Source organism: Nocardioides ultimimeridianus, from assembly GCF_054777895.1.
Map to the genome: position 1 here is coordinate 171,132 of NZ_BAAHAB010000021.1, position 13,910 is coordinate 185,041.

Annotated in this window: 9 protein-coding genes; 6 read left to right on the plus strand and 3 right to left on the minus strand. The window is 73.0% G+C overall.

What is annotated here, in order from left to right; translation table 11 throughout:
• The first annotated feature begins 80 nt into the window (after nucleotides 1–80).
• From ACYU8V_RS18850 to ACYU8V_RS18875, 6 genes are read left to right on the plus strand one after another with little or no spacing between them, the layout of a single operon-like run.
• A complete protein-coding gene (locus ACYU8V_RS18850; protein WP_460849515.1) occupies nucleotides 81–1,478 on the plus strand; it encodes an adenylate/guanylate cyclase domain-containing protein in 1,398 nt (465 codons plus the stop codon).
• Nucleotides 1,475–2,218 carry an ABC transporter ATP-binding protein gene (locus tag ACYU8V_RS18855; RefSeq protein WP_460849517.1) on the plus strand — a complete coding sequence of 248 codons (744 nt, stop codon included), beginning with the start codon at nucleotides 1,475–1,477 and terminating at the stop codon, nucleotides 2,216–2,218. The genes ACYU8V_RS18850 and ACYU8V_RS18855 overlap by 4 nt, the downstream gene beginning before the upstream one ends.
• Nucleotides 2,218–4,695: an ABC transporter permease gene (locus ACYU8V_RS18860; protein ID WP_460849519.1), complete on the plus strand. Its 2,478-nt coding sequence runs from the start codon at nucleotides 2,218–2,220 to the stop codon at nucleotides 4,693–4,695. Before ACYU8V_RS18855 ends, ACYU8V_RS18860 begins: the two co-directional genes overlap by 1 nt.
• The gene (locus tag ACYU8V_RS18865; RefSeq protein WP_460849520.1) at nucleotides 4,695–7,106 is read left to right on the plus strand and encodes an ABC transporter permease; all 2,412 of its coding nucleotides are present in this window, start codon (nucleotides 4,695–4,697) and stop codon (nucleotides 7,104–7,106) included. Before ACYU8V_RS18860 ends, ACYU8V_RS18865 begins: the two co-directional genes overlap by 1 nt.
• On the plus strand, nucleotides 7,106–9,535 hold the full coding sequence (locus tag ACYU8V_RS18870; RefSeq protein ID WP_460849524.1) for an FtsX-like permease family protein: 2,430 nt from the start codon (nucleotides 7,106–7,108) through the stop codon (nucleotides 9,533–9,535). Before ACYU8V_RS18865 ends, ACYU8V_RS18870 begins: the two co-directional genes overlap by 1 nt.
• 10 nt (nucleotides 9,536–9,545) lie before the next feature.
• On the plus strand, nucleotides 9,546–11,258 hold the full coding sequence (locus tag ACYU8V_RS18875) for a GAF domain-containing sensor histidine kinase (RefSeq protein ID WP_460849526.1): 1,713 nt from the start codon (nucleotides 9,546–9,548) through the stop codon (nucleotides 11,256–11,258).
• An 18-nt stretch (nucleotides 11,259–11,276) separates the two neighbouring features.
• On the opposite strand, the gene ACYU8V_RS18880 is transcribed toward ACYU8V_RS18875, so the two are convergent.
• The 3 genes from ACYU8V_RS18880 to tuf all read right to left on the minus strand — a co-directional run bounded on the left by ACYU8V_RS18880 (nucleotide 11,277) and on the right by tuf (nucleotide 13,893).
• On the minus strand, nucleotides 11,277–11,633 hold the full coding sequence (locus ACYU8V_RS18880) for a response regulator transcription factor (protein ID WP_460849528.1): 357 nt from the start codon (nucleotides 11,631–11,633) through the stop codon (nucleotides 11,277–11,279).
• Nucleotides 11,634–11,673: 40 nt separating this feature from the next.
• Nucleotides 11,674–12,339: a response regulator transcription factor gene (locus ACYU8V_RS18885; RefSeq protein WP_460849530.1), complete on the minus strand. Its 666-nt coding sequence runs from the start codon at nucleotides 12,337–12,339 to the stop codon at nucleotides 11,674–11,676.
• A 360-nt stretch (nucleotides 12,340–12,699) separates the two neighbouring features.
• Complete coding sequence (tuf, locus tag ACYU8V_RS18890; protein ID WP_460849532.1) at nucleotides 12,700–13,893, minus strand: elongation factor Tu; 1,194 nt, start codon at nucleotides 13,891–13,893, stop codon at nucleotides 12,700–12,702.
• Nucleotides 13,894–13,910: the final 17 nt, after the last annotated feature.

Sequence of the window (13,910 nt, forward strand, 5' to 3'; positions counted from 1 at the left end):
CGCAGGGGGGTGCTGGCACCCCCATGGATCGTGGTCCTGACCGGATGGTCCCGGGTCGCCGGGACCGGTTGCATGGGGACATGCCCATCACCGTCCTGCTCGCCGACGACAACCTGATCGTCCGCGAAGGCGTGCGTGCGCTGCTGGCTCGGGACGCGGCGATCGATGTCGTGGCCGTCGCCGGCGACTACGACGAGCTGGTCAACCGTGCGGTCGAGCATGCACCGCAGGTCGTGGTCACCGACATCCGGATGCCACCGACCTTCCAGGACGAGGGCATCGAGGGCGCCCGGGAGGTACGCCGCCGGCTGCCCGGCACCGCGGTCGTGATCCTCAGCCAGTACGACGACCCGGAGTACGCCATCGCGCTGCTCAAGGACGGGGCGGCGGGCTACGCCTACCTGCTCAAGGACCGGGTCGCCGACGGCGACCGGCTCGGCAGCGCGATCCGCGAGGTCGCGACCGGCGGGTCGATGCTCGACCCCGAGATCGTGGCCGCGCTCGTCGCTCCGGCCCGCACGCCCGGCACCCTGACCACCGAGCAGGAGACGCTGCTCGAGGAGGTCGCGGCGGGGCGGCCGGTGAAGGCGATCGCCCAGTCGCGGCAGAAGACGCCCGAGGCCGTCAACGACGCCATCGAGGACCTCTTCCTCACCCTGGCCAAGGACGCCTCGGCCGGCCGGGGCGAGGCGCTCAAGCGGCTGCGCCAGCTGCACGCGGCGATCCTGCAGCGCGAGGAGCAGGGCGAGACCCTGTCGCGGCTGCTGCCGTCCGGGCTCGCCGCGAAGATCAAGCGCGACCGGGGTGCCGTCGCGCGCACCGAGCGGCTCACCGTGACCGTGCTGATGTCGGATGTGCGCGGCTACACCACCATCTCCGAGCTCGCCGACCCCAGCGCGCTCGCCGAGCAGCTCAACGAGCACCGCAAGGCGATGAACGCGGCCGTGCTCGGCGAGGGCGGCACCGTGATGCAGTACATCGGCGACGCGGTGATGGCCGTCTTCGGAGCTCCCGACCCGCAGGCCGACCACGCGGCCGCCGCGATGCGTGCCGCCCGCGCCATGCACGAGCGCCAGCGCGAGCTCGACCTCGTCTGGGCCGACCGGGGGCTGGCGCCGTTCCCGTTGGGGATCGGGCTCTCCACCGGCGACGTCGCCGCCGCGATGCTCGGCAGCGAGGAGCGGCTGGAGTACACCGTGGTCGGCGACACCGTGAACATCTCCGCGCGACTCCAGGACCTCGCCCGGCCCGGCGGCACCACCGTCGCGTCGGCCGAGACCCTCCGGGCCGCCGGCGTCGACGCTGTGGGGGGCGACGCCGGCGGTTCGGGGTGGAAGGCCCTGGGCGACCGCGCCGTCAAGGGGCGCGCCGCCCCCGTTTCCGCTTTCTCGCTTTTCATCGTTCCGCCTCCGGACCGATCCGGAGAAGAACAGACTGCTGACATCTCCCTCACCACTCCCGCTCAGGAGCCGTCATGACCGAGACCACCACCGCACCGGCTCCCACGCCCGGCGGCACCCCGGCCGGCACCGACCTCGCCGTCCAGGTGCGGGAGGCCCGGCGTACCTTCACCGCGGACCTGGCGCCGATCCGCGCCCTGCGCGGGCTCGACCTGGACATCGCCAAGGGCGAGTTCGTGGCGGTCACGGGGCCCTCGGGATGCGGCAAGTCGACGCTGCTCAACGCGATCGCGGGCCTCGATGCTCTCGACGAGGGCACCATCGAGGTCGACGGCGAGCGGATCGACGGCCGGTCGCAGGCGTGGCTGGCGAAGTTCCGGCGCCGCCACATCGGCATCGTCTTCCAGTTCTTCAACCTCTTCGACGGCGTCAGCGCCACCGAGAACATCGTGCTTCCCGCCGTCCTCGCCGGCACCAAGCGCCGCGCCGCCACCGCCCGTGCCCACGAGCTGCTCGACCTGCTCGGCCTGTCCGACAAGCGCGACGCCGTGCCGGCCGTGCTGTCCGGCGGTCAGCGGCAGCGGCTCGCCATCGCCCGTGCGCTGGTCAACCAGCCGACCCTGCTGCTCGCCGACGAGCCCACGGGCGCCCTCGACAGCGCGGGCGGGCAGGAGATCCTGGAGCTGTTCCGGCGGCTGCACGCCACCGGGCAGACGGTCGTGATGGTCACCCACTCGCCCGACGTGGCCGCCGGCGCCGACCGCATCGTCGCGATGCGGGACGGCCGGCTCGACGGGGCTGCGGCTCAGGACTCCTGATGGCCGGGGTCCTCGCCTGGCTCCGCTGGGACCTGCGCCGGCGCTGGGTCTCGCTCGCCGTGCTCGGCCTGCTGACCGCCTTCGCGACCGGCACCGTCCTGACCGCGGCCGCGGGCGCCCATCGTGGGGACACCGCCCTCCCGCGACTGCGCGCGCAGACCCTGCCGATCGACGGGCTGGTCGTGGCGAACATCCCCGGGATCGACTGGCGGCCCGTGGACCAGCTGCCCTACGTCACGGCGTACAGCCACTTCTTCCTGGGCGGCGGTGGTGGCAAGTTCGCCGAGGACGACATCACCGCGGCCACCAGCTTCGCCCACGACGACGCCAACTGGATGCGCACCGTCGAGCGACCGGTGGTGCTCGAGGGCCGGATGCTCGATCCGAACGACCCACGGGAGGCGGTCATCACCCGCGGCGTCGAGGACCGCGGCTACCACGTCGGGCAGGTGCTGCACTACCGGCTCACCTCCCCCGCACAGGCCGACCGGGGCGAGGTGGACGAGCTCCCGTACGCCGACCTGGCCGGTCCGGAGCTGCGGATCCGGATCGTCGGCGTGGTCGTCGCCCCCTGGGCGCTGCAGAACGGCGGCGCGGCGGTCGACGTCGAGCTGTCACCGGCGCTGCTGCCGCGCTACCGCTCGAGCTTCATGGGAGCGAGCGGCAAGGCCGGCTGGGAGAACGACGCGCTTCGCCTGGCGCACGGAGCCGCCGACATCCCGCAGCTGCGCGAGGACCTCAAGCGCCTCACCGGCCAGGCGATCGACGTCTGGAACTACGACGAGGGCTACGACCACCTGCAGTCCACCAACCGGCGCGAGGCCGGCTTCCTGCTGGCGTTCGCACTCGCTGCGCTGGTCGCCTCGACGCTGCTCGTCGGTCAGGCGCTGGGGCGCAGCGTCGCCACCTCGGTCGCCGAGCTGGACAACGCACAGGCGCTCGGCATGGAGCCGCGGCAGGTCACCGCCGCCGCGGTCCTGGCGCCCGTGGCCGCGTGCTGGGCCGGTGCCGTGCTCGGTGTCGTCGTGGCGGCGTACGCCTCGCGCTGGTTCCCGATCGGTACGGCGGCGAGCGCCGAGCCCTCCCCGGGCACGCGGATCGACTGGCCGGTGCTGGCGGGCGGCCTGCTCCTCATCGCCGCGCTGCTGCTGGCGGCCGCCCTGCTGAGCGCCCTGTCCGCCGCGAGCAGGCGCGCCGCCGCCGGCGGGGGCGAGTCGTCGATCACCCGGCTCGCCGCCAACCTGCGCGCCCCGGTGCCGGTGACGATGGGGCTGCGCTTCGCGCTCGAGCGCGGCCGCGGACGGACCGCCACCCCGGTGCGTCCCGCGCTGCTGGGGGCCGTCGTCGGCGTCATCGGCGTGGTCGCGGTGGGGGTCTTCGGGCACGGGGTGCGCGACGCGGTCGACCACCCCGAGCGGTTCGGCGAGACCTACCAGGCCTTCGGGTTCGTCGGCTTCCAGGGCCACGACTTCGTGCCGGCCGACCAGATGGTCGGCGCCCTGGACGCGATGCCCGAGGTCACCGGCATCGACGACGCCCACGCGCAGGTCGCGGACTTCCCCCACGGCACCGGGTCGGTCCAGCTGTGGAGCTGGGACCCCGGCACCAAGCCGCTGGCCGCCACGGTGCTCGACGGCCGGATGCCGGAGTCCAGCAACGAGGTCGCGCTCGGCTGGCTGGAGATGCGGCGGCAGGGCCTCGAGGTCGGCGACACCACCGAGCTGACGTCGGGCAGCGTCACCCGGACCTACACCGTGGTGGGTCGGACGCTGATGCCCGAGGGTCCGCACAACGGGTACGACGAGAGCGGCTGGATCACCCGCGCCGGATACGACCAGCTCTTCAAGGACGACAAGTTCCACGTCCTGTTCCTCTCCCTCGCGCCGGACGCGCGCAACGCCGCCGGGCTGGCGCGGGTCAACCAGCAGCTCCTGGCCGCCCTGCCCGCCGTGAAGGCCTTCGCCGAGTCGCAGTGCCGCGGCAACAGCGACCCCACCTGCCGGTGGGCCATCAACACGCCCGCCGCCGCGCAGCTGAGCATCGCGACGAACGGGGTCACCGAGTCGCTGCGCCAGACCCGCGAGCTGCCCTACTTCCTGGCCGCCTTCCTCATCCTGCTGGCGGTCGCGGCCATCGCGCACGCCCTGGTCTCGGCGGTACGCCGCCGGGCGGTCGACCTCGCGGTGCTGCGCGCCGGCGGAATGACCCCGACCCAGTCCCGGGTCATCGTCGTGGTCCAGGCATGCGCGCTGGCCGTCGTGGGCCTGGTCTTCGGCCTGCCCCTCGGCATCGCCCTGGGCCGCACGGCCTGGCGCTGGATCGCCTTCCACTTCCCGCTGCAGTACGTCGCCCCCGGCGACCTCGTCCTGATCCTGGCCACCATCCCCGCGGTCGTGGTGATCGTGAACCTGCTGGCCGCCCTGCCGGCCCGCCACGCCGCGCGGGCCAAGGTGGCCGCCGTCCTGCGGGCCGAGTGATGGGCGCACTGCTGGCCTGGGCCCGCCTCGACGTACGCCGGCGGTGGCGCAGCCTGGCCGGCCTCACGCTCCTGGTCGCGGTCAGCACGGGCACGGTCGCGGCGGTCGTGGTCGGCGCCCACCGCGGCGCGACGGCCCTGGACCGCCTCCTCGCGGTGACCGAGCCCGCGACCGCCGACGTCACCCCGAACCTGCCGCACTTCGACTGGTCCTCCGTCGCGCGGCTGCCCTACGTCGAGGCGGTCGACCCGACCGTCCTGACCTTCTCCGAGGGCGTCGCCGGGGTGCCTCCGACCGCGATCGACTGGCCGGTCACCACCGACGCGCGCTTCCACTCCCTGGAGCGGCCGGTCGTCCTCGCGGGCCGGCTCCCGGATCCGACGTCCGCCGACGAGGTCGCCATCACCCAGCGCTTCGCGGACCTCTACGGGTACGCCGTCGGTGACACCATCCAGATCCGGATGATGAGCCGTCGCCAGATGGAGCAGCCGCAGAACCCGGCCTTCGACGACCTCGCCGGACCGCGGCCGCAGGAGCGGATCGTGGGGATCGTGCGTGCGCCGTGGGCCGACACCCAGGACCGGCTCGGCCGGCTCGAGACGACCCGGGGCTTCTTCCGCCGCTACCGTGCCTATCTCTACGACGGCCGCAACTTCTCGACCCCGCTCAACGCGCTGGTCAGGCTGCGCGACGGTGAGGCCGACCTGCCGCAGCTGCGGACCGATCTGGCCCGCCTCACCGGCCGGACCGACATCAACGTGGTCAACCTCGCCGCGGACCATGAGCAGTACAGCCGCTCCCTGCGGATCGAGGCGACCTGGCTGCTGGCGTTCGCGGGCGCCGCCGCGATCGCCGGCCTGGTCATCGTCGGGCAGGCGCTCGATCGCAGCGCGGCGACCGGCGCGGCGGACCTGCGGCGGGCTGCGGCCCTCGGCCTCACCCCGCGGCAGCGGTTCGCGTCCGCCCTGCTCGTGCCCGGCGCCGCGCTCGTGACCGGACTCGCCCTCGCCGTACCGTTCGCGATCGCGGCGTCCCCCCTCTTCCCGTTCGGCCTGGCCACCGACGTCGAGCCCGACCCCGGGGTGGCGGTCGACCCGGCCGTGCTGCTCGGCACCCTCGCGGCATTCGGGGCGCTCCTCGCCGGCTTCGTGGTCCTCGGCGCGAGGGCGACCTCGCGGCGCGAGGTCCCGCGCACCCGCCCCGGGCTGGCCGCGCGGCTGCGCAGCTGGGGCGTCGCCGCACCGATCAGCACCGGCGTCCACCACGCCCTCGACCCCGGCACGCGTACGTCCCCGACGCCGGTGCGCACGGCGATCGTGGCCTCGGTCGCGGCCGTGGCCGGCATGGTCGGCGCCCTCTCGGTGGCCGCCGGCCTGCACGACGCCTCCGGGCACCCCGAGCGGTTCGGCGAGACCTGGCAGTTCGCCGCGCTGACCGGCTTCAACGGCACCGACCTGGCGCCGTACGACGAGGTCGTCGCCACCCTGCGTGCGCTGCCCTACACGGCGAGCGTGGCCGCGGTCGAGCTCGCCGTGGCGACCGCGGACGACGGCCTCAACTCGGTCAGCATCTGGTCGACCGACGGCGGCCTGCGCACGGTCATGACGACCGGCCGGATGCCCAGCGGTCCCGGCGAGATCGCGCTCGCGCCCTCCACGTCCCGCCAGCTCGGCGCCGGCATCGGCGACACCGTGCAGCTCGCGGGCGACGGACCCGAGCAGAGCTACCGGGTGACCGGGACCGGCTTCGTGCCGTCGAGCATCCAGACGACGTACGCGTCGGGGGCGTGGGTCACCCCGGACGGCTTCACCCGGCTCTTCCACGACCGCTGGGGCCTGCACCTCGCCTTCGCGACGACGAGGCCCGGCACCCCGGCCGCCGGCCTCAACGACCGGCTGCTCACCGACTTCCAGGCCGCCCGACCCGATCTCTACCCGCGGCTCGCGGGCCTCGGGGCCGACCATGAGATCGGCTTCAACACCGAGGCCTCGGTCGAGCGGACCCAGGAGGTCAGGGCCCTGCCGTGGGCGTTCGCCGGCTTCGTCGCGCTGCTCGGCCTCGGCGCGATCGCGCATGCCGTCGGCGCGAACCTGCGCCGCCGGCGCACCGAGCTCGCCGTCATGCGCGCGGTCGGGATGACGCCGCGACAGACGGCCGCGACGATCCTCACCCAGGCGCTGACCATCGGACTGATCGGGCTCGGCGTCGGCGTACCGCTGGGGTTCGTGCTGGGTCACGCCACGTGGCGCCTGGTCGCGCAGTACACGCCGCTGCAGTTCGTGCCACCGTCGGTCGCCGCGGCCATCGCCATCGCATCGGGCGCAGCGCTGCTGATCGCGCTGCTCCCCGCCGTCCTGCCCGCGCTGCGGGCGTCCCGGATCGACCCGGCCGCGACCCTGAGGAGCGAGTGATGGGAGCGATCCTGACCTGGGCCCGCGTCGACGTACGCCGCCACTGGCGCTCGCTGCTGCTGCTCGCCGCGATGGTGGCGCTCAGCACGGGGGTCGTCGGGGCGGCGATCACCGCCGCACACCGCGGCGACACGGCCCTCGCCCGGCTGGACGCGCGGAGTCTTCCGGCCACGGTCGTGGTGCCGACGTACGACGCCCGCCTGGACGTGCGGCCGATCCGGCAGCTGCCCTATGTCATCGGCTTCACCCGCTTCATGCAGGGCGGGATCGGGCTGGTCGACGACGGGCAGAGCGGCGCCACCGGACAGAAGTCGCCGGTCGACCCCGATGCGTTCACCGACACCGAGCGCCTCGTCGTCGTCCAGGGCCGGATGTTCGACCCCGCCGCGCCGGACGAGGCGGTCGTCACGCCCGGGTGGTCCGCACAGCGGCACCTCGGCGTCGGCGACACCGTCGACATCTTCCTGTCCACCCCGCACCAGGAGCTGTACGGCGACGGCAACATCCCCCGGGGTCCGATCGTGCACCTCCGGATCGTCGGCGTCGTGAAGGCGCCGGAGTACCTCGAGTGGCCAGGCGGCTACTCCACCCTCATCCCCTCCCCCGGCCTCGCCACCCGCTACCCGTTCGCCTGGCAGACCAGCAAGCGCCCCGGGTGCGCCTGCCCGTGGGCGTCGGTCGCCGCGATGGTCCGCCTGCGCGACGGGACCGATGACATCGGGCGGCTGACCGACGACCTCGCCCGCCTGTACCCCGGCGTCGACTTCGCGTTGCTCAACCTCGAGCAGAGCCAGTCGGCCCACCAGCACGACATCGCCGTGCAGTCGGTCGGCGTCCTCGCCTTCGGGCTCGCGGCCCTGCTCGCCGCCGTGGTGATGGTCGGCCAGGCCATCGTCCGACAGGTCTCCGCACGCCGCGACGACCTCACGACGGCGCGCTCGCTGGGCCTCGCGGCCGGCCAGGCCGTGGCGGTCTGCACGACGACCCTGACCGCTGCTGCGGCGCTGGGCGCGGCTCTGGGCGTGGCCGGGGCCGCAGCGACGTCGCGCTGGACCCCGCTCGGCCTGGCCCGCGTGGCTGAGCCGACGCCGGGGATCATGATCGACAGCTGGCCGCTGCTGGGCATCTTCGTCGTCGTCGTCGTGGCGACGGCGACGACGGCCGGCGTCATGACGCTGCGACAGCACGCGGGTGCCGGAGCGGTACGCCGGCCGGCGCACCCGCGGCGAAGCAGGCTCCACCACGTCCTGCGCGCGGCGCCGGTCCCGGTGCTGATCGGCGGCCGCTACGCCCTCGAGTCACGGGGCGGCCGCCGCTCGGTGCCGGCGATGCCCGCCCTAGTGGCCGCGGTCGTGGCCGTCACCGGGGTGGTCAGCTCCGTGGTGATCGGCAACGGGGTGGATGACGCCCTCACGCACCAGGAGCGCTACGGCCAGAACTACTCCGCGTCGTCCTTCGTCGGCTTCGGCAGCAGGTCCTTCCTGGACGGGGCGAAGGCACAGCGGGCGCTCGAGGGACTCGGCTACGTCACCGGCGTCGCCCTCCCGAGGCAGAGCACCGCGACCACGACGGACCACACGGTCAGCGTCGCGCTGATGAGCTACGGGGTGTCCACCAAGCCGCTGCACGTCACGGTGTTGGCCGGACGGATGGTGCAGTCAGCCGACGAGATCGCCCTGGGACCGAGTGCGCTGCGGGCACTGGGCGCGCAGGTCGGCGACGAGGTCGACTTCCTCGGCAGCGCGGGCAGCCACGCGTTCCGGATCGTCGGTGAGGCACTGGTCCCCAACACCGCTCCGGCCCGCTACGACCAGGGAGGGTGGGTCACCGACGCCGGTTACGACGACCTCTTCAAAGGCTTCGACGCGCACTGGGCGCTCGTCTCCACCGACCCTTCCGCGGGCAGCGGCGACGACCTGTGGTGGCGGCTGGGGATCGACTTCGACGACGCGATGCACGGAGCCGCCGGCGCGAGCGGGGTGAACTTCGGTGAGCTGATCCCGCCGCGCGCGATCACCACCCCACTGCGGCAGATGCGGTGGTTCCCGCTGGCCCTGGCATGCTTCCTGGTGCTGCTGGCCCTGGGTGCCGCGGCCCACGCGCTCACGGTCACGGCCCGGGTCCGCGGCCGCGAGATCGCCGTGCTGCGTGCCGTCGGCATGACCCGGGCCGGGGCCGGGCTGATCCTGCTGACCCAGGTGCTGGTCGTGTGCGTGGTAGGGCTGCTCGCCGGCGTACCTCTCGGGATCGCGGTGGGCCGGACCGCCTGGCGCGCGCTCGCCTCCGTCATGCCGCTGCAGTACGTCGCGCCGGGGTTCGCCGGCGTCGAGGTGCTCGTCGCGGCGCCCCTCCTCGCGCTCGCGATCGCCGTCGTACCGGCAGCCCTCCTCGCGCGTCGTCCCCTGGCCCCGACCCTGCGTGCCGAGTGAGGAACCTGCGATGAACGACCGCACCCGGCTGCTGATGCTCCCCGTCGCGCTGACCGCACTCGACGCGCTCGCGCTCCTGCTCCCCGACCTCGCCGTAGTGGCGCTGGCCGGGTGGGTGGCCGCCTGCCTGCTGCTCTGCTTCCCGGCAGGCAGGCGGGCGGTCCGCTTCGGCCGCGAGCCTCTGCGCTGGTCGCTGGGCGCGCTGTCGCTCGGGGCCGCGGCCGCCGTGTCGTTCTGGGCGCTGCACCAGATGACCGGCCTGCCCGCGAGCCCGCTGCGCTGGACGGAGTACGCCGGCAGCCTGGTGCCCGTCCTCGGCATCGTCGCTGTGTTCGTGGGCAGCGAGCGCGCCTCGGCGTGGTTCCTGGTGAACGCCACCGCGCTCGGCGCCTCGACGCTGGTGATCGTGGCGGTCTACCTGGTGCTGGTCGTCGGGATCAACGGCGCTCCGCACGGCCACGAGCGGGACATCATGATGGCCAGCCTCGTCGCCGCGGTCGTCGCCGCAGCCCTCGTCCCGCCCGCCCGTCACCAGGTGCGGGCCTGGATCACGTCGCTGCTGGACGAGGAGACGCCGAGCACGGCCGAGGTGGTCAGCACCTTCGGCAGCCGGATGAGCCGCGCCGTCCCCATGGACGAGCTGCTGCTCCAGCTCGCCGAGTCGCTGCGCGAGACCGTCCCCGGGACCCGCGCCGAGGTGTGGACCGGCAGCGCGGCGCGGCTGACCCGCGCCGTCAGCGTCCCCAGCCGTCCGGCCGCCAGCCTCACCGTCACACCCACCGAGGAGCTGACGGTCGCCCGGACGCGGATCGGCGGGCGGGCCTGGGCGTCGGTGTGGCTGCCCGCCCTGGTCACCACCGAGGATGCCGGGGACGTGCGGATCGTGCCGGTCGCGCACCTCGGCGAGCTGCTGGGCCTGGTGTGCGTCTACCGCCCGGCCGATGCGGAGGTCTTCGCCGAGGAGGACGACACCGCCCTGGTCGAGCTCGCCCACCAGCTCGGGCTGGCGCTGCACAACGTGAACCTCGACTCGGCGCTGCAGGCCTCGCTCGACGAGCTCGCCGAGCGCAACCGCGAGCTGCAGGCCTCCCGGCTGCGCATCGTGAACGCCTCCGACTCCAGCCGCCGCGAGATCGAGCGCAACCTCCACGACGGCGCCCAGCAGCACCTGGTCGCGCTCGCGGTGAAGGCCGGACTGGCCCGCACCATCGCCGAGGACGGCGACACCGAGACGGTCCTGGCCATGCTGGACCAGCTGCGCGACGACGTCCGGGTCACGATCAACGAGGTCCGCGAGCTCGCCCACGGCATCTATCCGCCGCTGCTGCGCGACCGCGGGCTCGGCGACGCGCTGCGGGCCGCGGCGAGCCGCTCGCCGATCGGGTGCTCGATCGCGGCCGACCTGCCGGGCCGCTTCCCGCAGGACGTCGAGACGGCGGCGTACTTCTGCACCCTCGAGGCCATGCAGAACGCCGGCAAGCACGCCGGTCCCGACGCCACCCTGTCGGTCGTCGCGCGCAGCACCGACGGCCGCCTCGAGGTCGAGATCTGCGACGACGGCGCCGGCTTCGAACCCACCGACGTCGCCCTCAGCCACGGGTTCGTCAACATGCAGGACCGCCTCGGCGCCCTCGGCGGCACCCTCGAGGTCTGGTCCGAGCCGGGCCGGGGCACGCGGATCACCGCGATCCTGCCCGCCGAGCCGCTTCCTGCCGGGGCCTGATCCGCTGCCTTCTCCGAGCTAGGCGGACACCAGCTCGCGGAGCACCTTGGGAGTCAGGTCCTCCTTGTGGACGTACGTCGCCGCACCGCAGCTGAGTGCGTCGGCGGGCAGGTCGCCGACGCCGTACGTCGAGAGCAGGACGACCTTCGTCTCCGGGTGGGCGGCGGTGATCCGCCGGGTCGCCTCGATGCCGCTGATGCCGGGCATGTTGATGTCCATCAGGACCACGTCGGGGTGCAGCTGGTCGACGGCGTCGACGGCGGCCTCGCCGGTCTCGGCCTCCGCGACCACGTGCCATCCCCCGACCACCGACACCAGCGAGCGCGCGACCTGCCGGAAGGGCAGCTGGTCGTCGACGATGAGGACCTCAACCATGTCACCATCCTCGCCGAGCCGGTGACGTCCCGGAAGGGTGCTACCTTCCCCGCTCCGAGAGATGGAGCAGCACGGCGGCGACCCGGCGGTTGACGTCGGGCGTCGGCAGCAGGCCGAGCTTCGGGAACAGCGCGTTGATGTGCTTCTCGACGGCCCGCTCGGTCAGGAACAGCGCCGCGGCGACCGCCGCGTTGCTCTTGCCCTGGGCCACCTGGTCCAGCACGTCCACCTCGCGGGGGGTGAGGCTGCTGATCGGCGAGGACTCCTGCGGCGTCGAGGCGGACACGAGCACCTCCACCACGTGCGGGTCGACCACCGACCCGCCGGCCGCGACGATCCTCACCGCGTCGGCGAGCTGGCCGGGCTCGCTGACCCGCTCCTTGAGCAGGTACGCCCGACCGGCGCTCCCGCCCCCGAGCAGCGCGGTCGCATACGCCGGCTCGGCGTACTGCGAGAGCACGACGACCCCCATTCCGGGCCGACTGGTCCGCAGCTCCACCGCTGCTCGGATGCCCTCGTCGCTGAACGTCGGCGGCATCCGCACGTCGGTGACCAGCACGTCGGGATCGGCCGAGGCGACCATCTCCTCCAGCGAGGGAAGGTCCGCACAGCTCCCGACCACCTCGAGCTCGGGGTCCCGGTCGAGCAGCCGCTCCAGCCCCTCGCGCACGAGCAGCGAGTCCTCGGCAATCCCGACCCTGATCACGCTCCGATGCTAGGGGCATCCGAGACGCGAGAACGCCGATTGCCCAAGTCTCGCCGCCCACGGAACCGAGGACCCAGCCAAAGCGCGCGCACGCAAAGTCTTGCCGCCAGACCAAGGCAGGACCTACGAGAGACAACCGCGCAAGGCCGTGGGGGTCGGCAGCGTGGCGCCGCAGCGACCGAGGCCGGGCGCGCGAAGCGAGGCGACGGAGGGAGCGAGGAACGAGCGACCGGAGGAGCCGAGATCCGCAAGTCCGGCGAGGGAGCGGCTGCGGCGACACGCTCGACCCCCCACGGCCGCCCAAAACCGAAGCGACCCGCTCAGCCCGAGAGGGCTGAGCGGGTCGCTTCGGTCTTGAAACTACTTGACGATCTTGGTGACGCGACCGGCACCGACGGTGCGGCCACCCTCACGGATCGCGAAGCGCAGGCCCTCGTCCATCGCGATGGGCTGGATGAGCTCGACCGACATCTCGGTGTTGTCACCCGGCATGACCATCTCGGTGCCCTCGGGCAGCGTGACGACGCCCGTCACGTCCGTGGTCCGGAAGTAGAACTGCGGACGGTAGTTGTTGAAGAACGGCGTGTGACGGCCGCCCTCCTCCTTCGAGAGGATGTAGACGTTCGCCTCGAAGTTGGTGTGCGGGGTCGTGGTGCCCGGCTTGATGACGACCATGCCGCGCTCGATGTCCTCGCGCTTGGTGCCACGGAGGAGCAGACCGACGTTCTCGCCCGCCTGGCCCTCGTCGAGCAGCTTGCGGAACATCTCGACACCGGTGACCGTCGACTTCTGGGCGGTCTCGCGGATGCCGATGATCTCGACGTCCTCGCCGACCTTGACGATGCCGCGCTCGATGCGACCGGTGATGACGGTGCCACGACCGGTGATCGTGAAGACGTCCTCGACGGGCATGAGGAAGGGCTTCTCGGTCTCACGCGCCGGGGTGGGGATGTACTCGTCGACGGCGGCCATGAGCTCGGCAACCGACTCGCCCCACTTCTCGTCGCCGTTCAGCGCCGGGAAGGCAGCAACGCGCACGACCGGGATGTCGTCGCCCGGGAACTCGTACTCGGAGAGCAGCTCGCGGACCTCCATCTCGACGAGCTCGATGAGCTCGTCGTCGTCGACCATGTCGCACTTGTTGAGGGCGACGACGATCGACGGAACGCCGACCTGGCGGGCCAGGAGGACGTGCTCCTTGGTCTGCGGCATCGGGCCGTCGGTCGCGGCGACGACCAGGATCGCGCCGTCCATCTGCGCGGCACCGGTGATCATGTTCTTGATGTAGTCGGCGTGACCCGGGCAGTCGACGTGGGCGTAGTGGCGCGCCTCGGTCTGGTACTCGATGTGCGCGATCGAGATCGTGATGCCGCGCTGACGCTCCTCGGGAGCCTTGTCGATCTGGTCGAACGGCGAGGCCTCGTTGAGGTCCGGGTACTTGTCGTGCAGGACCTTCGAGATCGCCGCGGTCAGCGTGGTCTTGCCGTGGTCGATGTGACCGATGGTGCCGATGTTGACGTGCGGCTTGGTCCGCTCGAACTTGGCCTTAGCCATTGCTGGCTCCTCCTGGG